Below are 20103 nucleotides of genomic sequence, written 5' to 3'. Positions count from 1 at the left end.
AAATTTACTCTGTTCATAATCAGTATTTTATTTCTCACTAATTCAAATATAGAATTGAAATTTTTAATCATTATTCCTGCGCACAACGAAGAGCATAATCTTCCATTTACCTTAGATTCTTTACAGCAACAGAGTTTTAAAGATTTTAATGTAATAATTGTGAACGATGGTTCTACGGATAGAACATCTGAGGTTATCAAAAATTATACAGATACAGATCCTCGTTTTGAGACAGTTAATCTTGAGAAATCTGCTCATCAGCCTGGTTCTAAAGTGGTCAGCGCATTTAAAAACGGTTTGAAAACTCAGAATATCAATGATTTTGATATTATCTGTAAGTTTGATGCTGATATTATTTTAAATGACAACTATCTTTCTGAAGTGGAGAAAGCATTCGTCAGTAATCCCAGCTATGGACTGGTTGGAGGTCTGCTGTATGTTGAACAAAATGGAAATTGGGTGTATGAAGGAAATTCAAATAGACATCACGTTCGCGGCCCAATGAAAGCTTATCGAAAAGAATGTTTTGAAGCGATTGGCGGTTTAAGGGAAACCTTAGGTTGGGACAATATTGATTCTATTTTACTTAAAAATTTAGGTTGGGAAGAAATTGTTTTACCTGAACTGCATGTGAAATTAATCAAAGTAAAAGGTGCCGATTATACGATAAAACCTGCAGATTACTACGGCAGATATTTTTATTTTTTAGGATTAAACCGTTTTCTTACTTATGTTGCTGCGGGAAAAGAAGCGATGAAATTGAAATCACCAGGTTTTCTCTTTCAAATTGTCGGTTCGTACGAAAAGTGTAAATCTCAAAATCTCGAATTGAAGATTTCGAAAAACGAACAAAAAGTGATTAATGAGCAGCGATGGAATATGTTCAAAAAGAAATGGTTTAAACTGTAAATTCCAATAAGTTGGGAATATCATCCTGATCTAGCCGAAGGAAGCGCGTTCAAAATATAAATTAAAGCTGATTTGGCTTTATCTAAAACTTAATTTACCTGACTTGAAAAACATAGCCTACATAGAAATTGACACCCACGCAGAAATTGCGCAGGATTTTATGGATTTGATGCAAGATTCCAAAGCATTTTCTGTGGATTATTATTTGTCGGAAAAGATTAAAAATCAAATTCAGGAAAATGGCAATGTGGTACACCAATCAGATTCATCGATGATTCTGGATCAGCTGTCAACAAAAAACTATGATTTGATTATTATTGGAACCGTTCACCGTTATTTCAATACTTTTTTAGCCATAAGCGAGAAATATAATACTTCGGTTATTATTCATAATTTGAATTTTTCTAAGATTTCAAAATCAGATTTAATTAAAAATATTTTTAAAAATTATTTGATTTACAGACTGAAATTATGGTGGAAAGAAGGTTTGTATTATGCAGACAAAACCTACGCAAAGGCAAAGTATCACTTGGTTCTTGATCAGGAATTATCTTCTGATAAGCTTGAGTTTTTACCGCTTTTCTATACAAAGTCGGTTGATAAAATTAGGGATAAGATTTTCACCATTGTTATTCCTGGCGGGGTTTCTCAGAAAAGGAGAGATTATAAAAAGGTTTTAGATATCATCCGGAATTTAAAAACCGAAGATCAGTTTACCTTTGTTTTTCTGGGAAAAGCAAAAGGTCATGAACTTAAAGATCTTGAAAATTTAGATAAAAATCTTCCGGAAAATATTAAAACAATCTATTTCTCAGAAAGAGTTTCTGCCGAAATTTTTGACGAATGGATGCGAAAGGCGGATGTTCTCTGGTGTCCGATTCAGGAGGAAGCCGAATTTTTCAGCAACAAAGAAATCTACGGAAAAACAAAAATGACCGGAAACTTAGGTGATGCGATTAAATATGGTAAACCCGCAGTTTTTCCGAAAAACTATTCTTCAAAACTTGATTTTATCATTCCTGAAGAAGAAAATGTGATTGAACAGTTTTTAAAACTGAAAAATTTTCAATATGATTTTCAGAAAGATTTTAGCAGAGAAAAAATTCAGAAAGATGCAGAAGTGCTTTTAAATCAGTTGGTTTCTATTTAAATTTCAGTACACTTTTAATGAATTTCATATTCAAATATTGCTCTACCGGAAATATTTTGGTAAAGTAATTTCCGATGAAAATCAGTATCAGAACAACTGCAGGCTTGTAAACTAAGTTGATAAACTGATTGTCAAAATTTGGCAGAACAATGGCTACCGTTATTGCTAACGTGCAGATAATCGAAACAAAAATCATCTCAATACTTAACGGAGAAACCTTGAACATTACATAATTAAAAATGATTTTGATAACATTGTAAGTGGTTAAAGAAATTGCCGTTGATAAAGCAATTCCCATCAATTTTAGATCTGTATGATTAATAAAATAAAGATTTAAACTGATCGTTAATCCTGCCAGTAAAAGCATGACTAAAATATTGAAACGGTAATACTTTGAAAGCGAAATGATGTTGCCGTTAAAACCGGTTGCGAGATCAATCAAAACAGCAGAACCCCAAATCCAGATAACAGGAGTATATTCCTGCAACTGAAGACCATTTTTAGGCATGAAGTGTGTCAGGAATGGAAATCCAACCATGATGCAAGAGAATAAGATTGCTCCCAAAAAATACAGTGAAAGTGATGTCTTTTTGTGAAATCTATCCAATTCTTCCATATCTCCGTCTGCAAGATTTTTACTGATGATCGGCGCTGAAATATTAAACAAACCAAGCTGTGGAATCGAGATTAAAGAAATCAAAGCATACAAAACCGAGTAAATCCCGTTTTCTTCCATTCCTAAAAACTCACCGATCATAAAACTGTTGATGGCTAAATAATTTCCGAAAGTTCCCAAAAACCCAAAAAAACTATAGCTTGAAAACTCTTTCCAGAAATCATCTTTTTTGAAATATTCTGTACTGAAATCAAAATTTATTTTCTCTAATCTGTTGGTGTAATAAATATATCCCGAAAGCATTAAAGCAAACATTCCGAAGAAAAAAGCATAGGCAATCTGTTGCGATAAAGCAAAATAAAAGACCAGGCAAAATGCACCCAGATTGGCAATTTTTGGAAACAAATTATCAAAAATATTGGAAACAACGATCCGTTTATAATTGGAAGTGTACTTATTAAAAATCGCACAAAACGAAAGCAAAAGAATCATCGGAAGAATGACTTCTTTGATTTTCCAGGCTTCGGTATTTTTAAAATTGGGGAAAATATGAGGAAGAATAAAAAATACAATTGAAAATAAGCAAAAATTTACTAGAATAGCGGCTAACGAAAGTGAAAGCATATTTTGCTTTTTACCATCCTTTTCTACCCTATGAAAAAATTTCACGTTAGAATACGAAATTCCCAGTACTACAAAAGGAACCAACATTTCTGCTGTAGGTAAAATGTATCTCAGTTTTCCGTAAAATTCGAAATCATTCGGGAAGATAAATATTGCCGAGATCGTTCCGATTAAAAAACCAAAATATCCAATGATGGAGTACTTAAAACCCTGTCTTGCAACTACACTCATGAGATTTTAGTTTTTTGGAAGAAAAATAATATTGTTGATGTAGTCGGTTTTGTTTTTTTCGTCGCTGATGTTTTTGGTTAAAATTTCTTCGGTTAATTTTTCAAGTGTAAAAGTTTTTCGGTTGAGATAATTGGCGTCAAATCCCCAACTTTCCACTTCCGAAATTTCGTTCCAGATTGGTGTTTCGTGATGTCTCTGTTCCATTTCAACCATTAAAGTAGGTCTGAATTTCTGTATAGTTTCTTTTCCACCAAAAAGAGTTTTCATTTCATTTCCTTCAACATCGATCTTGATGAAATCTATTTTTTGAATGTTTTTAGATTTCGTCCAGTCATCCAGTTTTACCACTTCTACAGTTTCGGTGTAAGAATTTTCCTCATCTTTTTCTTTGTACGAAGTGTTTAAGGTTCCTCTCGAAGCGACCATTTTTCCTTTGATGATAGGAACTTTAAATTCTGCAGTAGTATTTTCGTCAGACAGAGCTACAGAAGAAATATTCATCGACGGAAATAATCTTTTCAGTCTGATGTTGAGTTTTTTGTTGGGTTCGAAAGCGTAAATATTCTGATGTTTCAGTATATTTTCAAACTGATAAAGAAAAGTTCCAACGTTGGCACCAATATCAAAAATTACAGCGTTACTGTTTAAATACTCTTTACTCCAAACGAGCTCGGGTTCTACATTACGGCCAGAAAAATTTTCTTTAGTGAGATTTTTTAAATTTTTAAAATACCTCTGTTTGTAAAAACTCGGACTGATGTATTGTAAGTTTTCTGCGAGCTGTTGGTATAAAGACATTGCTTTCTTTTTTATGACGACCGACAAAGGTAGTGAAAAATGTTAAAACCATGTTAAATTAATAAAAATATAACATGCTGAAAGCGAGTCTATTGAGTTAGTTTGAAAATGAAATTAATCTGACGCATTTGCAAATGGAGCATTCAAAAAATCATTAAAAGGTTTTGCTGAATTCATAATTGTGGTCAATTTTTCAATGGTATTTTTATCCATAACATCTTTGTTGGTGAGATTGTGCACTCCAATAAAACTTTTAAGCCTTAGATAATCTGCCATTGGATCATCTTTTTCAAAACCTTGTGGGATCTTTTTTAATTCATTTTCACGATCAAGTTCTCCGAAATATTTTTTGAAATCTTTATCATCTATTGCTTTCAGAAAATCATCTTTAAAAACAGATATTTCTTTCCTTATTTGTTTTAAAATAGGAGCTTCAGGTAAATAAATTCCGCTTGCAATGAAAGACTTTTCCGGTTCTATGTGAAGATAATGACCTGATTTTTCATTATTTTTTCCCATTCCGAGAGATGCACCGAAATAGGTTTTGTATGGTGTTTTATCTTTCGAAAAACGTATGTCCCGGTAAATTCTGAGCAGTGATTTTTTTGCATTTAGTTTGGCAACTTTTTCGTCAGATTTCCCAACCTCAATAATCAATTCTTCTACAAAGACTTCAAACTCATTCTGTGCTTCAGTGAAAAGGTTTTTGTTGTCATTAAACCATTCACGGTTGTTGTTTTCATTGAGATTTTTGAGATAGTCGAATATTTTTTTGGAGAGTGTAGCTGCCATTGCTTTTATTTTAATCAAATTTAAATAAATCTAATTACAGACCAAATATTTATATTTTATTTAATGATTCATAAATATTAATGAAAAATTCAAATAAATCGATAAAATAGAACGGAGTTGAGAATTTTTTAAATTTAAAATAAAATTTTTATTCTTTTTTTGCATAAATCTAAAAATACTTAGTGTTTTCTAAAATAAAATTATCAATTCATTAATATTAGATAAAGCGTTATCCAATAATTAGTTGTATCTTTGCAAAAATTTTATATCAATTAATGAATTTATTTACGGAGACCAATTTAAGTCCTGATATCCTTAAGGCCATTGGCGAACTGGGTTACGAAAGCCCGACAGAAATCCAAAAACAGACTATCCCTTTTATTCAATCAGATATTCGCGATCTAATCGCACTTGCGCAGACAGGGACAGGCAAAACAGCAGCGTTTTCGCTTCCGATTTTGGACATGATTGACGATACGAGTCGCAAAATCCAATTTTTGGTGCTTTGCCCGACACGAGAACTATGTCTACAGATTTCAAAAGACATTAACAACTATTCGAAGTACATGAAAAACATCAAAACTACAGCAGTTTATGGTGGAAGCAGTATTACGGATCAAATGCGTTCTTTGAGAGATAAGCCACAGGTAATTGTGGGTACTCCGGGAAGGGTGATCGACTTGATCAACAGAAAAGCTCTTGACTTCTCTGAAATCCACTGGTTGGTTTTAGATGAAGCAGATGAGATGCTATCGATGGGTTTCAAAGACGAATTGGAAACAATTTTAAGAGAAACTCCTGAAACAAAACAAACTTTCTTGTTCTCGGCAACGATGAGCAAAGAAGTAGAAAGAATTTCTAAAAGTTACCTTACAACTCCACATCGTATTTCTGTAGGTTCTATTAACGAAGTTAAAAAGAACATTAAGCACGAATTTTACGTTGTAGGTTACCGTAACAAAAAAGAAGCTCTAAAAAGACTTATTGACGCAAACCCAAACCAGTATTCTATTATTTTCTGTAGAACAAGAATGGAAACTCAGGAGGTTGCAGACTTTTTAATGCAAAACGGTTACGCAGCTGATGCTCTTCATGGTGATCTTTCTCAGGCGCAGAGAGATACGGTAATGAAGAAATTCAGATTGAAAAATATTGATATTTTGGTTGCGACTGACGTTGCTGCAAGAGGTTTAGATGTGAACTCTTTGACGCACGTTATTCACTTCTCTTTACCGGATGATCCTGAAGTTTTCGTTCACAGAAGCGGAAGAACAGGTAGAGCAGGTAAAGACGGTATTTCTATGTCTTTGATCAAGCCTGAAGAAAGCAGAAAGCTGAAGCAGATCAAATCTACAACGAAAATTGATATCGTAGAAAAGAAAATTCCTACAGGGGACGAAGTTATTTCGGCTCAGGTAACTGGAGTTTTTGAAAAACTAATGACGGAGCACGAAAATATCTTTGAATTTGATCAAAGTCTTGTTCCTGATTTGAGTAATTTCACAAAAGAAGAATTGGTTGTTCAGTTGCTACAGTTCCAGTTGAAAGACCTTGCTTTGTATTACAAAGACAAACAAGATCTGTTGGATCAGAAGTTCAACAACAGAGACGATGACAGAGGTGGAAGAGACAGAGACAGCAGAGGTGGAAGAGACCGCGACAGAGGAAGAGATCGTGACAGAGGAGAACGTAGCGAAAGAGGTGAAAGAAGAGGAGATCGTGGTGGTAAGCCAAGACACAGAGACGAAAATATGACTAGATTTTTCTTCAATCTTGGTAAAAAAGACCAGTTGAAAAAACTAGATGTACTGGAAATCATCAACAAAGCTACATCAAGCAAGGGAAGCAAAAGAGCTGAGATTGGAAACATCGAGATTCTTGAGAAATTCTCTTTCTTTGAAGTTGAAAAATCTTATAGCAACGAGCTTTTAGGTAATATTCAATCAATGAAGTTCAAAGGAAAAGATATGAGAGCTGAAGAGGCGAACTAATCTTATACTTAAAATATATCTGAGCCGGCAATTTTGCCGGCTTTTTTATTTTTTTCAATATAAAATATGATTAAATTTAAGATTAAGTATTTGGTTTTTAAAGGTTTATAAGTGAGTGTTTGACATTAGCTTTTGATGTGAACAAATATTAACCCAATATTAACAAAAATTAATGCTGGATGCTTTTTGTTAAGGTCCTTTTTTAAGAAATTTGCACACGAATAAATTAAATACAATTTACAAATGGCAATTGGTAATATTTTCCACGCATTTCAGCCAAAAGATAAAATCTTCTTTGTGCTTTTCGAAAAAGTAACAGAGAATTTAGTTGCAATGTCTAATGATTTCAACCACGGAGTAAAAGATTTTGATCTGAACGACGATGGAATGTTGAAACTGATGAGCGACTATGAGCACAAAAATGACGAGCTTACTCATGAGATCTTTATTGAATTGGGGAAAAACTTCATCACACCTTTCGACCGTGAAGACATTCACACGTTGGCAACAGGTCTTGATGATATTGCAGACTATATCTATGCTTCTACAAAATATATTTTCCTGTACAAATCTCCGATGATGAAAGCTTATGCAGACTTCTCATTATTGATTCACAAGGCTTGTCTTGAAATTCAGAATGCGATGAAAAACCTAAAAGGTTTTAAGAACATGGAGTTGGTAAAAGAAGCTTGTATTAAAGTTAATTCTATCGAGAATATTGCTGATGATCTTCTTTCAAACTCTATGGTAGAGCTTTTCGAAACGAATGATGCCATCAATATCATCAAAATATCATCAGTTCTTAACTATCTTGAAATCGTAACCGACAAAGCAGAAGATGTTGCCAATACGATTGAGAACATCATGATCAAATACGCTTAAAAAAAACAATACATAACAAAAAATGGATTTTCCTATTTTACTCACGGTTATTATTGCTTTGGCTTTAATCTTCGATTATATTAATGGTTTTCATGACGCTGCCAACTCTATTGCGACAATTGTTTCAACAAAAGTTTTAACTCCGTTTCAGGCTGTACTTTGGGCAGCACTTTGGAATTTTGCAGCTTTCTTTATCGCAGCGTATATCATTGGTGAATTCAAAATCGGTAACACGATTGCCAAAACCGTCAATGAAAACTTTATTACGCTTGAAGTTATTTTCTCAGGATTAATCGCCGCTATTGCCTGGAATCTTTTGACTTGGTGGTTCGGAATTCCTTCATCATCATCTCACACATTGATTGGTGGTTTCTTAGGAGCAGCATTAATGCACGCCTTCCTGATGGATTATCGTGAAGTGGTAGCTGCAACTCCAGATTTAGGAATCTGGGATACCTTAACACAGACTGTGACTAAGGTGGCAAGTCAGGATGTGGTGAAATTCAGCAAAGTCATTCCTATTTTCTTATTTATTTTCCTTGCACCGATTATCGGGATGGTGATTTCAATTATTATCACTTTAATTATTGTTCACCTTTATAAAAAATCAAATCCTCATAAGGCTGATAAATCTTTCAAAAGATTACAGTTGGTTTCTTCGGCTTTGTTCAGTTTAGGACACGGTCTGAATGATGCCCAGAAAGTAATGGGAATCATCGGGGCAGCATTGATTTACTACCACGTAAATATGCTTCAGGATCCGGTTTATTTAAATATTGAAACTGCTGAACGTTTTAATTATTTTGCAGAGCACTATATGTGGGTTCCATTGGTTTCTTTCATCGCAATCGCTTTAGGTACCATGAGCGGTGGTTGGAAGATCATTAAAACAATGGGTACCAAGATTACAAAAGTAACTCCATTAGAAGGAGTGAGTGCTGAAACTGCGGGTGCAATCACTTTGTTTATCACAGATCACTTTGGGATTCCTGTTTCTACAACGCACACGATCACAGGTTCTATTATCGGGGTTGGATTGACGAAAAGAGTTTCCGCTGTAAGATGGGGAATTACGGTAAGCTTACTTTGGGCTTGGGTTTTAACCATTCCAATTTCAGCAATTGTTGCTGCGCTTACTTATCTGGCGGTAACGTATCTGACTTAATAAAAAAAATAAATCATATCACTGAACTTTGTCTTAATAGGCAAAGTTTTTTGTTTTATAAAGCCTTGAAAAATCGTATTTTTGTTCAAATTAAAAACTTTTATGGAATTCTTAGACACCTACCAACAGATTGTTGCTGATGCCATTAATAAATATACGTTCAAAGATAAGCCCACAGAATTGTATGACCCGATGAATTACATCATCTCGCACGGTGGTAAGCGCCTTCGTCCGATTATGGTTCTTATGGCGTGTGATTTGTTCGGTGGTGACATGAAACAGGCTATAAAGCCCGCTTTGGCGATTGAGTTTTTCCATAATTTTACGCTGATTCATGATGATATTATGGATGAAGCGCCGTTAAGAAGAAACAAGCCTACGATCCACACTTTACACGGAATCAATGTTGGAATTCTTTCAGGAGACGGATTGATGCTGAAAGCTTACAAATTTTTTGAAGATCTTGAACCTGAAATTTTCAAAGCATGTATCAGAATTTTCACGCATACAGGTTTGCTTTTATGCGAAGGTCAGCAATATGACATCAATTTTGAAACTCAGGAAAATGTAACTTTTGATGACTACATCAGAATGATTACCTATAAAACAGGAGTTTTAAGCGCATCCTCATTTGAGATTGGAGCATTGATTGCTAAAGCACAGTTTAAAGATGCCAAAGCTATCTTCAACTTCGGAAAACATATCGGAATTGCCTTCCAGATCATGGATGATTATTTGGATGTTTTCGGTGATCAGGCTCAGTTTGGTAAAAAACACGCAGGTGATATTTACGAAAATAAAAAAACAGTTCTCTATCTCTTAGCCAAAGAACACGGTACAGAAGAAGAGAAAAAAGAATTGGATTATTGGTACTCTAAAAAGACCGATAACATCGATAAAGTCTACGGTGTTGAGAAGATATTCAGAAGAACAAAAGTTGACGAAAAAGCATTACGTTTGATCGAAAAACATAACGAAATCGGTCAAAGTTATCTTTCAAAAATAGATATTGCAGAAGACAAGAAAAAACCTTTTGCTGAATTGGCAAACTACCTTTTGAGAAGAGAAAGCTAATCAGATTATAGCTATAAGTTTGCAGGTAGCAGTGTTGTTACCTGCTAACTTACAACTGTAACCTCATAACTATACAATGAAATTCAGGACAGAAGTTAATATTCAGGAATCTGAAACGAAGATTGATGTTGAAGATAAAATATTTTCAATAGGATCTTGTTTTGCTTCCGAAATGTCTGAATTGTTTCAACTAGGTCAGTTGCAAACTGTGAATAATCCTTTTGGGACTTTATTTAATCCGTTTTCAATTAATAATTCCATTAAAAGACTTCATGATTCTGAGTTTTATCACGAAGAAGAACTGATCACATTTAATGAGGAATTTATTTCATTAGATCATCACTCAAGCTTTGATACAAGATTTATTCATCAGACTTTAGAAAAGATTAATAAGAAGATTGTTGAAGGAAATCAGTTTCTGCAGGATTCAAATTGGGTAATTATTACCTACGGAACTTCATTCATTTATGAATTTGAACCTAAGAAAAAACTGGTTGCAAACTGTCATAAAATTCCACAGAAGTTTTTTGAAAAAAGATTGTTGACGCATCAGGAACTTACAGATTCTATTTATAATACGATTTTAAATCTGAAAGATATTTGCAGAGACAATCTTCAGATTTTGTTTACTGTTTCGCCGGTTCGTCATACCAAAGACGGAATGATTGAAAATCAGTTGAGCAAATCAAAACTAATTACGGCAGTTCATGAAGTAATTTCAGAGATAGAAAACTGTCATTATCTTCCTGTCTATGAGATTTTAATGGATGATCTGCGCGATTACCGTTTCTACAAAGAAGATATGATTCACCCGAATTCTCAGTCTGTTAATTATATTTTTGAGAAATTCGGAAATGCTTTTTTTTCCGACGAGACTAAAGATTTTATTAAAGAGAATTTTAAAATTCAAAAAGCTTTGGAGCATCGTTCTGATGATGAAAAAGATCCAAAATATATAGAATTTCGTGAAAAGCTGAATCAAAGGATTGAAAACCAGAGAAAGAAAACCAAACACAAAATATTCTGATTCGAGTGATTGACTTTACGAAAATTGATTATCTGAAAGACGGAAATGAAAGACAGAAAAGAGCTTTTGAAATTCTTACAAAGTACAAAGTTTTTGAAAAGCTTTCTAATTTTTCTCCGATTTTGGCGGGAACGATTCCGATTGGAATTGATATTGATGGAAGCGATTTGGATATTATTTGTGAAGTTGATTTCAAATTTGAAGAAGATTTTTTAGATGATATTATTTGGAGTAAAATAATTCCAAATTATGTTGACTTAAAAGCTGATTATCTATACATAAACGATGAGAAATCTCTTGTAATAAATTTTAAATTAGAAGAATTTCCAATTGAAATTTTTGCACAAAACAAACCAACAACTCAACAAAAAGCTTATCTGCACATGATTGCAGAATACAAAATATTACAAGAGAGAGGAGAAGATTTTAAACAAAAAATAATAGAATTAAAGAAAAAGGGAATCAAAACCGAACCGGCTTTCGGGATGTTGCTTAATTTAGAAAATCCCTATGAAGATCTATTAAAATTTTAAAAATAATGATTGATACACATACCCATTTATATTCGGAAGAGTTTAATGAAGATAGAAAAGAGGCTATTCAAAGAGCTTTAGATAAAGGAATTACAGAGTTTTACCTTCCTGCCATTGATTCGGAATCTCATGAGAAAATGCTTCAGTTGGAAAATGATTATCCAAATCAGATATTTTCAATGATGGGACTTCATCCATGTTATGTAAAGCCGGAATCGTGGGAAAATGAATTGAAAATTGTTAAAAAATATCTTGATGAAAGGAGTTTTCCTGCAATCGGAGAAATCGGGATCGATTTGTATTGGGATAAAACGACTTTAGATATTCAGGTGAAAGCTTTTGAACAGCAAATTGATTGGGCAATTGAAAAAGATTTACCTATTGTGATTCACACGAGAGAAAGTTTCGATGAAACATTTGAAGTTTTAGAAAGAAAAAAACATCAGAAATTAAGAGGGATTTTCCATTGTTTTTCGGGAAATCTTGAACATGCAAAACATGCCATCGATTTAAATTTCATTTTAGGTATCGGTGGAGTTGTGACTTTTAAGAATGGAAAGATCGATCAGTTTTTAAATGAAATTCCCTTAGATAAAATCGTTCTGGAAACAGATTCTCCTTATCTCGCACCAGTTCCATTCAGAGGAAAAAGAAATGAGAGTTCTTACCTTGATTTGGTTGCGGGAAAATTGGTTGATATTTATCAAAAAGATTTTGCTGAAATTGATAGGATAACAACCGAAAATGCAAAACAAATGTTTGTGCGATAAATGGTGTTTCATAAACAAAGCCTTCCAAATTTGGAAGGCTTTAATTTTATTTCTTTCTTAAAAAATTACTTTTATTTTTCGGCTTTTTGCTGTGATCAGATTTCTGCTGACCTGCAGGTTTTGGCCTTGGAATAAAAGGTTTGTTGTTAGAATCTCTTTTCTCAACAACCAGATTGTCTGTGTGGAAAGGATGATTTTTCTCAACAGGAATTTTCATTCCGATCAATTTTTCAGTGTCTTTTAGATTTAATAAATCCAATCCGTCAACAAACGAGATGGAAGATCCTTCTGCTCCTGCACGTCCAGTTCTTCCGATTCTATGAACGTAAGTTTCGGCAACGTCAGAAAGTTCAAAATTTACGACATATTTCAGTTCGTCAATATCAATACCTCTTGCGGCAATATCTGTAGCTACCAAAATACGCGTTCTTCCTGCTTTAAAATTATTCAGAGCATTCTGTCTGGCATTTTGCGACTTATTCCCGTGAATCGCTTCTGCTGAGATGTTATTGGCTTGTAATTTTCTTGCAATTTTATCAGCACCGTGTTTTGTTCTTGAAAAAACCAAAACGGAATCTGATATATTATTTTGAAGAATATGCGTAAGAAGTTCAAGCTTATTTTCTTTATCAACAAAATAAACTGCCTGTTTAATGGTTTCAGCTGTTGAAGAAATTGGAGTTACGGAAACTTTGATGGGTGTATTCAAAATTGAATCTGCCAGTTTCTGAATTTCCGTCGGCATCGTTGCAGAGAAGAAAAGCGTTTGTCTTTTTTGAGGTAAAAGCTTAATGATTCTCTTTACATCGTGTACAAAACCCATATCCAACATTCTGTCGGCTTCGTCTAATACAAAGATTTCAAGATTTTTTAAACTGATAATTCCCTGAGCGATAAAATCTAATAATCTACCTGGAGTTGCCACCAAAATATCAACGCCTCTTCTTAAAGCAGTTTCCTGGCTTCCTTGTTTCACTCCTCCGAAGATCACGAGTTTTCTTAGAGGTAAATTTTTACCGTAAGAGTTAAAACTTTCTTCGATCTGAATTGCCAATTCTCTTGTAGGAGTAAGAATAAGTGCTTTTATATGATTGTTTTTCGGGCCTTTTCTCTCTGTAAGATTTTGCAGGATAGGAATCGCAAAAGCTGCTGTTTTCCCGGTTCCCGTCTGTGCAGTACCCAAAAGATCTCTGTGTTCTAAAATAGAAGGAATAGATTGTTCCTGAATAGGTGTAGGTTTTTCATAACCTTCCTTTTGAAGCGCATCTAAAATGGGCTTGATAATGTTTAAGTCTGTAAATAACAAAATTGTATTGTGTATTAAAATAGTGCGGGTGAAGCAGTATACTTCATCATTTTTAGCAAATCTGCTAAAAACTTTTAACAGAATTTTTAAGTAAAAAATTACTTTACTGGCTGAGAATGCCGCGAAATATACTGCAAAGATAGTCTAAATTAATTGAATCCTGTTATTTCACTTTTGTCCACTGTTGATTCATCTTCAAATCTTCAAAAAACTGGTAAGTTTCTCTCAATTTTTCACTTCCTCTTTTACCGTAATCTTCTGTTTCTTTTGAGGTTCCGTCTGCAAATTTAATTCTCAGATAAGAAGTCGGAAGATCGGTAACATTTCTAGTTCCGTATTTGTCCTGAAGGTTTTTCACATCCAATCCATCTAATAAAGCAACCAGTTTATTGTAATCAGCTTCTTTTATGGTAGCTGTAAAAGTTCCTTCTCTCGGTTTCGAAAATTCACCTTTTGATTTTTCTTTTGAGAAATTAAAATGTTCAGCTTCCAAAACTGCGGTTCTGTCTGCATTGATGGTCATTTTGTAAATCGGACAAAATCCGAAACAGGCTCCGGCCTCATATTCTATCACAGAATATTTTGACTGATCCTTTTGTGTGCTGCATGAGAATAAAAGTAATGCAGTAATTAGACTTAATAAATATTTCATTGTTTTAAATTTGATGGGATTCGCTCAATAAGTGTTCCAATTCTTCTTTTATTTCAATAAAAAAGGATAAACAATAATGCTTATCCTTAGATTTTTTATTTTAAATTTTTCTATCCGTGAAGACTCTTCCAGATTGCATCTTTCAGCTCCATCAATCCTTCGCTGGTAACTCCTGAAAAAAACAGAGGTTTTCTGTTTTCCGGGAATTCTGCTGAGATTTCTTTTTTCAATTCATCATCCAATAAATCAGATTTTGAAACAGAAATGATGAAGTCTTTATCCAATAATTCAGGATTGTATTCTTTCAATTCGTTCTCCAGAATTTTAAACTCATGAAAATGATTTTCAGAATCCGCAGGAATTAAAAATAATAAGATTGAATTTCTTTCAATATGTCTCAGGAATCTGTGTCCCAAACCTTTTCCTTCAGCAGCTCCCTCGATAATTCCCGGAATATCTGCCATTACAAAAGATTTGTAATTTCTGTAGTCTACAATTCCTAAATTGGGAGTTAAAGTTGTAAATGCGTAATCTGCAATTTTAGGTCTTGCTGCAGATACAGAAGATAATAATGTTGATTTTCCTGCATTTGGGAAACCTACCAAACCAACATCTGCTAAGATTTTAAGTTCGAAAACGATATAACCTTCCTGTCCATCCATTCCAGGCTGTGCGTAACGAGGAGTCTGGTGTGTTGATGATTTGAAATGTTCATTTCCTTTTCCGCCTTTTCCACCTTCCATCAGAATGATTTCCTGACCGTGCTCTAAGATTTCGCCTACAATTTCTCCATCCTCATTTTTAGCAATTGTTCCTACAGGAACTTCTATGTAAGTATCTTCTCCGTATGCTCCGGTTAACTGGTTTTTGGCTCCGTTCTGACCGCGTTCCGCTTTTACGTGACGGGTGTAACGAAGTGGAAGTAAAGTCCATTCCTGTGAATTCCCCTTCATGATAACGTGACCTCCACGGCCTCCGTCTCCGCCATCGGGACCACCTTTGGGAATATATTTTTCACGACGAAGATGGGCAGAACCTGCGCCACCATGACCGCTTTTACAATGAATCTTTACGTAATCTACAAAATTTGACATTTCTTACAATTTGAGTTATGAGTTATGAATTATGAGAATGAATCGTATGAATTTATAACTCATCACTCACAACTTTAAACTATTTTATTTTTTCTACCTCAGCAAAAAGCTTTTCAGAAATCTCATTGATTTCGCCAACGCCGTTGATCTCTACATATTTTTCTTGTTGTTTGTAAAGCTCAGCAACTTCTGCTGTTTTTGCGTAGTATTCTTTAATTCTATTTTCTATAATTTCTACATCGCTGTCATCAGTTCTACCGCTTGTTTCACCTCTTTTAAGCAATCTTTCAACCAAGATTTTATCTTCTACGATCAATGAAAGACAAACATCGATATCGTTATCCAGTTCTTCTTTTACAATTTTTTCCAAAGCTTCTGTCTGTACAGCAGTTCTTGGATATCCATCGAAAATAAATCCTGCAGCATCAGTCGGCTTTCTCAATTCGTCAATCAGCATATCGATCGTTACCTGATCTGGTACCAATTCCCCTTTATCAATGTAAGATTTTGCCAATTTCCCAAGTTCAGTATCATTTTTCATGTTGAATCTGAAAAGATCACCTGTTGAGATTTGCTTTAGATTAAATTTCTCAATCAGATTTTGAGCTTGAGTCCCTTTTCCACTTCCTGGAGGGCCGAACAGAACAATGTTTATCATAATTGTTTTTCTGCTTAAGGCTTTAGGCAATATGCTTTAAGCCTTTAGCTTTTTTAGTTAATATTTACTTTTTATTTAGATATATTTTAAAAGCTAATAGCTGTCACACTGAGCGTGTCGAAGTGCAAAAGCTAAAAGCCTATAGCAATCGTTAATGGTTGATCGTTCCTTCTTCCAACTGATATAAATTCGGGAGATTTCTTCCCAACTCATCGTAATCAAGACCGTAACCCAAAACAAATTTGTTCGGAATTTCTTTTCCGATATAATCTAATTTAAAATCTTTCTTGTACACTTCAGGCTTTAGTAAAAACGAAGCGATTTTTACAGACTTCGGACGTTGCGTTTCGTTAAAATATTTAAACAAACTTTCCACTGTATTTCCTGTATCCACAATATCTTCTACCAAAATAATGTGACGGTCTTTTACATCTTTCGTTAATTCCATTTTCTGGTAAACGATTCCTGTAGATTCTGTTCCAGCATACGAACTCATCTGGATAAATGCAATTTCACATTCTCCCGGATAATGCTTCAGAAGATCAGAGAAAAACATGATCACTCCGTTTAAAACACCAATGAAAACAGGAACCTCATCCTTGTAATCTTCATAAATTTTTAAAGCGGTTGCTTTTACGATTTCCTGAATTTCGGCGTCCTCTAAATAAGGAACAAAAGTTTTGTCGTGAACTTGAATACTTTCCATAAAATTTTTAGTAGGCGGCAAAGTTACGGATTTTTGATGAAAGTTTTTTGTGAGGTGTATCAGGTTTGTGAAACTTGTTTTATAACAGTAATCAGTAAAATATTTGCAAATTAAAATTCCCCTCCAGTGGAAGGTTGGCGAAAATTTCATAGAAATCTTTGACGGGTTGGTTTTCAACAGCATGGTCTTCCTAGTCCAGAACGGAACGGTTACCCCGCAGTAAGTCGGAGGTCTTGCATCTAAAACTAGGAGTAGGAGTGGATACTGGAAATAGCTCCTGAAAAATAATCATCATTAATAGCAATGTTAAAAAAATATCCTTTGGCGAGATGACTATCAATGAGTTGAAAATTTAAATTGTTAAATTCCTTATCTTTGCAATATAAAATCCCACAAAAACCGCATGTAGAATTTAATTTCTTTCAGATTTAATCAACAATAACTTCAAAAGTTATTGAAGTTCAACCTTAATTAAATAAAGAAATTATGCTTTTTCTACATCATATATCCTTTGGGTTTCCAGCGGGGAATCTGCTTTTTAATTCAATCAACTTAACGATACCCACTCACTCGAAATCTGCTTTGGTCGGAAGCAACGGCACGGGAAAATCAACTTTACTGAAAATCATGGCTGACGAAATTGAACCTTTGGATGGAAACATTAATGTTCGGGGTGATTTATTCTATGTTCCGCAGATGTTCGGAAATTTTAATGCTCTGTCGATTGCGCAGTGTTTAAAAATTGACAAAAAATTAGAAGCTCTTCAAAAAATCACGAGCGGGGAAGTGGATGAAATCTATTTTGAAATTTTAAATGACGACTGGGACATTGAAGAACGCTGTCAGATCGCTTTGCAACATTGGAAACTTGAAAATTTAGATTTAAATCAAACCTTGGAAAGTCTGAGTGGCGGACAGAAAACAAAAGTTTTTCTTGCCGGAATTCAAATCAATCAGCCTGAAATTATTTTATTGGATGAACCGACGAATCATCTCGATTTGGAAGGACGGAATTTGCTGTACGATTTTATCGAAAAAACCAATTCAACAGTTGTGATTGTAAGTCATGACCGAGCTTTGCTAAATTTAGTAAATACGATATTTGAACTGAGCAATCAGGGAATTTCAACCTACGGAGGAAATTATGATTTTTATGCCGAACAAAAAGAAATTGAAAATGAAGCTTTGCAAAATGATATTCACTCGAAAGAACGCGCGCTGAAAAAAGCCAAAGAAAAAGAACGGGAAACTTTAGAACGAAAACAGAAACTCGATGCACGAGGAAAAGGAAAGCAGGAAAAATCGGGTGTTGCAAGAATTATGATGAATACGCTGCGGAATAATGCCGAGAAAAATTCTTCGAAATTGAAAAGTATTCACGCTGAAAAAATCAATGATATTTCGGGAGACTTGCGGGATTTGCGTTCGTCGGTGAGAAATGCGGATCAGATGAAAGTGAATTTTAATGATTCGAATCTGCATTCGGGGAAAATCTTGATTTCGGCGGAGGAAATTAATTTTAAATATGATGAGAAAAATCTTTGGAAAGAAAATCTCAATCTTGAAATCCGAAGTGGTGACAGAATTTCTATCAAAGGCTCGAACGGTTCAGGAAAAACGACTTTAATCAAATTGTTGCTGGGAGATTTGCAGCCTTCTGTCGGAACAATTTCGAAAGCAGATTTTCAGACGATTTATATTGATCAAGAGTATTCTTTGATCGACAAAAATGCGATGGTTTATGATTTTGCCCAACAATTCAATGACAGTTCAATGCCGGAATCTGAAGTAAAAACCTTGCTGTCGAGATTTTTATTCGGAAAAGAAAGCTGGGACAAAAAGTGTGATGTTCTGAGTGGAGGAGAACGGTTGCGACTTTTGCTGTGCGGACTTTCCATCAGCAATAAAGCACCCGATATGATGATTCTCGATGAACCGACGAATAATTTAGACCTTCAAAATGTGAAAATTCTGACGAATTCTATTAAAGATTATCATGGTACTTTGGTGGTGATTTCGCACGATGGAGTGTTTTTGGAAGAGATTGGAGTGAAGATTGAGGTTTTGCTGTGAAAATTTAAATTGTTTCAAGTTGTCATTCGGAACTAAATGGAGTGAAGAATCTCATCTTTTTTGAGATTCTTCATTTTACTTTACTGCATTCAGAATGACAAACTAGATTTCTAACAAATTATTAATTGTAATTTTCCATAAATCTATTTATTTCATGTAAATCTTTTAAGTTCAATTTAAAGTATTCTCCTCTCAATCTTTTTTCTTTATATTTTCTATGTAATTCAGTTTCCACAGAACGTTGTGCTTTCCAACAAGCAATTCTAAAAATTTCCGGTTCTTTGGATTGTAAAGTTTTTTCTCTAAAAATTGGCTGTTTGCTAAAGCCGATTTTTATTAAAGAAGTTTCTTTATTTACCATTAAATAAATATATTCACTTTTGTGTTCTGCATTAAAAATATTATAGTTGTTGTTGAAAATTGATCTTAAAAATTCAACTTTCGGAATCATTTCGATTACTTTAATTGATTTGTAAAATGTGTTTATGATAGTTCCCTCTTTTCCCTCTTCCATCCACTCTTTCAATTCAAGATTTGTTATAGTAAAATGTTTGTCCTTTTCTAATGCCGTTCTTAAATACTTTTGAAAGGTGTTAAAAGTGTCTATTTCTTTAATGAGTTTGTATTTCATTTCTAAAATTGAACAGAATCTCAGTAAAATTAAAGCGTAAAATTTGCTATTGAGATTTATCCTAATAAGATCTCCTTCTGGTTTTTGTTTATAAGTTATATAAAATAATTCGATGATAATATCTTCTTCTTCAAATAATCTTATACCAAAGCATTCCTGATTAATTCCAATAAGTACATTATTGATGCTTCCATTTAAGTCGTCTTGGTTAAGTAAGTGAATTAATTCTTCATTTAGTTCAAAATAGCCATTATTAAATTCATCATTAATTATTTTTAATTCTTCCATATTTTTATTTTTTTAAATTTAAAAATAAATCAGATAAGTTATTAAATGTTGTTTTCAACCACATGATTTCCACACCACCCAAAAATAAAATTCCCCTCAAATTTGCCCACCCAATTTTTTAAAAGTAATTTTG

General features: G+C 33.8%; 19 protein-coding genes. 10 read left to right on the top strand and 9 right to left on the bottom strand.

Going from position 1 to position 20103, the window contains the following annotated elements; all coding sequences use genetic code 11:
* Window positions 1-54: 54 nt before the first annotated feature.
* Complete coding sequence (locus NZ698_RS15255) at window positions 55-909, top strand: glycosyltransferase family 2 protein (RefSeq protein WP_263004064.1); 855 nt, start codon at window positions 55-57, stop codon at window positions 907-909.
* Window positions 910-1012: 103 nt separating this feature from the next.
* Entirely contained in the window at window positions 1013-2059 is a 1047-nt protein-coding gene (locus NZ698_RS15250; protein WP_263004063.1) for a hypothetical protein, read from the top strand.
* On the opposite strand, the gene NZ698_RS15245 is transcribed toward NZ698_RS15250, so the two are convergent.
* The 3 genes from NZ698_RS15245 to NZ698_RS15235 all read right to left on the bottom strand — a co-directional run bounded on the left by NZ698_RS15245 (window position 2052) and on the right by NZ698_RS15235 (window position 5120).
* On the bottom strand, window positions 2052-3530 hold the full coding sequence (locus NZ698_RS15245) for a lipopolysaccharide biosynthesis protein (RefSeq protein ID WP_263004062.1): 1479 nt from the start codon (window positions 3528-3530) through the stop codon (window positions 2052-2054). The genes NZ698_RS15250 and NZ698_RS15245 overlap by 8 nt on opposite strands.
* Window positions 3531-3536: 6 nt before the next feature.
* Window positions 3537-4328 (bottom strand): FkbM family methyltransferase, encoded by a 792-nt coding sequence (locus NZ698_RS15240; protein ID WP_263004061.1) that lies wholly within the window; start codon window positions 4326-4328, stop codon window positions 3537-3539.
* Window positions 4329-4442: 114 nt separating this feature from the next.
* Window positions 4443-5120 carry a DUF2461 domain-containing protein gene (locus NZ698_RS15235; RefSeq protein ID WP_263004060.1) on the bottom strand — a complete coding sequence of 226 codons (678 nt, stop codon included), beginning with the start codon at window positions 5118-5120 and terminating at the stop codon, window positions 4443-4445.
* 275 nt (window positions 5121-5395) lie between these two features.
* On the opposite strand from NZ698_RS15235, the gene NZ698_RS15230 reads away from it, so the two are divergent.
* The 7 genes from NZ698_RS15230 (at window position 5396) to NZ698_RS15200 (ending at window position 12562) form a co-directional block, all read left to right on the top strand.
* On the top strand, window positions 5396-7111 hold the full coding sequence (locus tag NZ698_RS15230; RefSeq protein WP_263004059.1) for a DEAD/DEAH box helicase: 1716 nt from the start codon (window positions 5396-5398) through the stop codon (window positions 7109-7111).
* A 243-nt stretch (window positions 7112-7354) separates the two neighbouring features.
* A complete protein-coding gene (locus NZ698_RS15225) occupies window positions 7355-7993 on the top strand; it encodes a DUF47 domain-containing protein (protein WP_263004058.1) in 639 nt (212 codons plus the stop codon).
* Between the two features lie 22 nt (window positions 7994-8015).
* Complete coding sequence (locus NZ698_RS15220; RefSeq protein ID WP_263004057.1) at window positions 8016-9158, top strand: inorganic phosphate transporter; 1143 nt, start codon at window positions 8016-8018, stop codon at window positions 9156-9158.
* Window positions 9159-9260: 102 nt separating this feature from the next.
* Window positions 9261-10232, top strand: a complete 972-nt coding sequence (locus tag NZ698_RS15215; protein ID WP_263004056.1) for a polyprenyl synthetase family protein — start codon at window positions 9261-9263, stop codon at window positions 10230-10232.
* A 76-nt stretch (window positions 10233-10308) separates the two neighbouring features.
* Window positions 10309-11259, top strand: a complete 951-nt coding sequence (locus tag NZ698_RS15210; RefSeq protein ID WP_263004055.1) for a GSCFA domain-containing protein — start codon at window positions 10309-10311, stop codon at window positions 11257-11259.
* A gap of 5 nt (window positions 11260-11264) precedes the next feature.
* Window positions 11265-11792 (top strand): DUF4269 domain-containing protein, encoded by a 528-nt coding sequence (locus tag NZ698_RS15205; protein WP_263004054.1) that lies wholly within the window; start codon window positions 11265-11267, stop codon window positions 11790-11792.
* A 5-nt stretch (window positions 11793-11797) separates the two neighbouring features.
* Complete coding sequence (locus NZ698_RS15200) at window positions 11798-12562, top strand: TatD family hydrolase (RefSeq protein WP_263004053.1); 765 nt, start codon at window positions 11798-11800, stop codon at window positions 12560-12562.
* A 46-nt stretch (window positions 12563-12608) separates the two neighbouring features.
* On the opposite strand, the gene NZ698_RS15195 is transcribed toward NZ698_RS15200, so the two are convergent.
* The 5 genes from NZ698_RS15195 to hpt form a co-directional block, all read right to left on the bottom strand.
* Window positions 12609-13868 carry a DEAD/DEAH box helicase gene (locus tag NZ698_RS15195; protein ID WP_263004052.1) on the bottom strand — a complete coding sequence of 420 codons (1260 nt, stop codon included), beginning with the start codon at window positions 13866-13868 and terminating at the stop codon, window positions 12609-12611.
* A gap of 163 nt (window positions 13869-14031) precedes the next feature.
* A complete protein-coding gene (locus NZ698_RS15190) occupies window positions 14032-14520 on the bottom strand; it encodes a DUF6438 domain-containing protein (RefSeq protein ID WP_263004051.1) in 489 nt (162 codons plus the stop codon).
* 110 nt (window positions 14521-14630) lie between these two features.
* Entirely contained in the window at window positions 14631-15614 is a 984-nt protein-coding gene (gene obgE, locus NZ698_RS15185) for a GTPase ObgE (protein ID WP_263004050.1), read from the bottom strand.
* Window positions 15615-15693: 79 nt separating this feature from the next.
* On the bottom strand, window positions 15694-16272 hold the full coding sequence (locus tag NZ698_RS15180) for an adenylate kinase (protein WP_263004049.1): 579 nt from the start codon (window positions 16270-16272) through the stop codon (window positions 15694-15696).
* Window positions 16273-16423: 151 nt separating this feature from the next.
* Complete coding sequence (hpt, locus tag NZ698_RS15175; RefSeq protein WP_129536427.1) at window positions 16424-16978, bottom strand: hypoxanthine phosphoribosyltransferase; 555 nt, start codon at window positions 16976-16978, stop codon at window positions 16424-16426.
* 486 nt (window positions 16979-17464) lie between these two features.
* On the opposite strand from hpt, the gene NZ698_RS15170 reads away from it, so the two are divergent.
* Window positions 17465-19051 carry an ABC-F family ATP-binding cassette domain-containing protein gene (locus NZ698_RS15170; RefSeq protein WP_263004048.1) on the top strand — a complete coding sequence of 529 codons (1587 nt, stop codon included), beginning with the start codon at window positions 17465-17467 and terminating at the stop codon, window positions 19049-19051.
* A 121-nt stretch (window positions 19052-19172) separates the two neighbouring features.
* Here NZ698_RS15170 and NZ698_RS15165 read toward each other — a convergent pair whose 3' ends face one another.
* Window positions 19173-19970, bottom strand: coding sequence for a GIY-YIG nuclease family protein (locus NZ698_RS15165; RefSeq protein ID WP_263004047.1), 798 nt, complete (start codon window positions 19968-19970; stop codon window positions 19173-19175).
* Between the last annotated feature and the right edge of the window lie 133 nt (window positions 19971-20103).

Origin of the sequence: Chryseobacterium edaphi, assembly GCF_025628985.1 — a bacterium.
Lineage (GTDB): Bacteria > Bacteroidota > Bacteroidia > Flavobacteriales > Weeksellaceae > Chryseobacterium > Chryseobacterium edaphi.
Note: the sequence above shows the minus strand (reverse complement) of the source record. Positions and strands in the feature narration are given on the sequence as shown.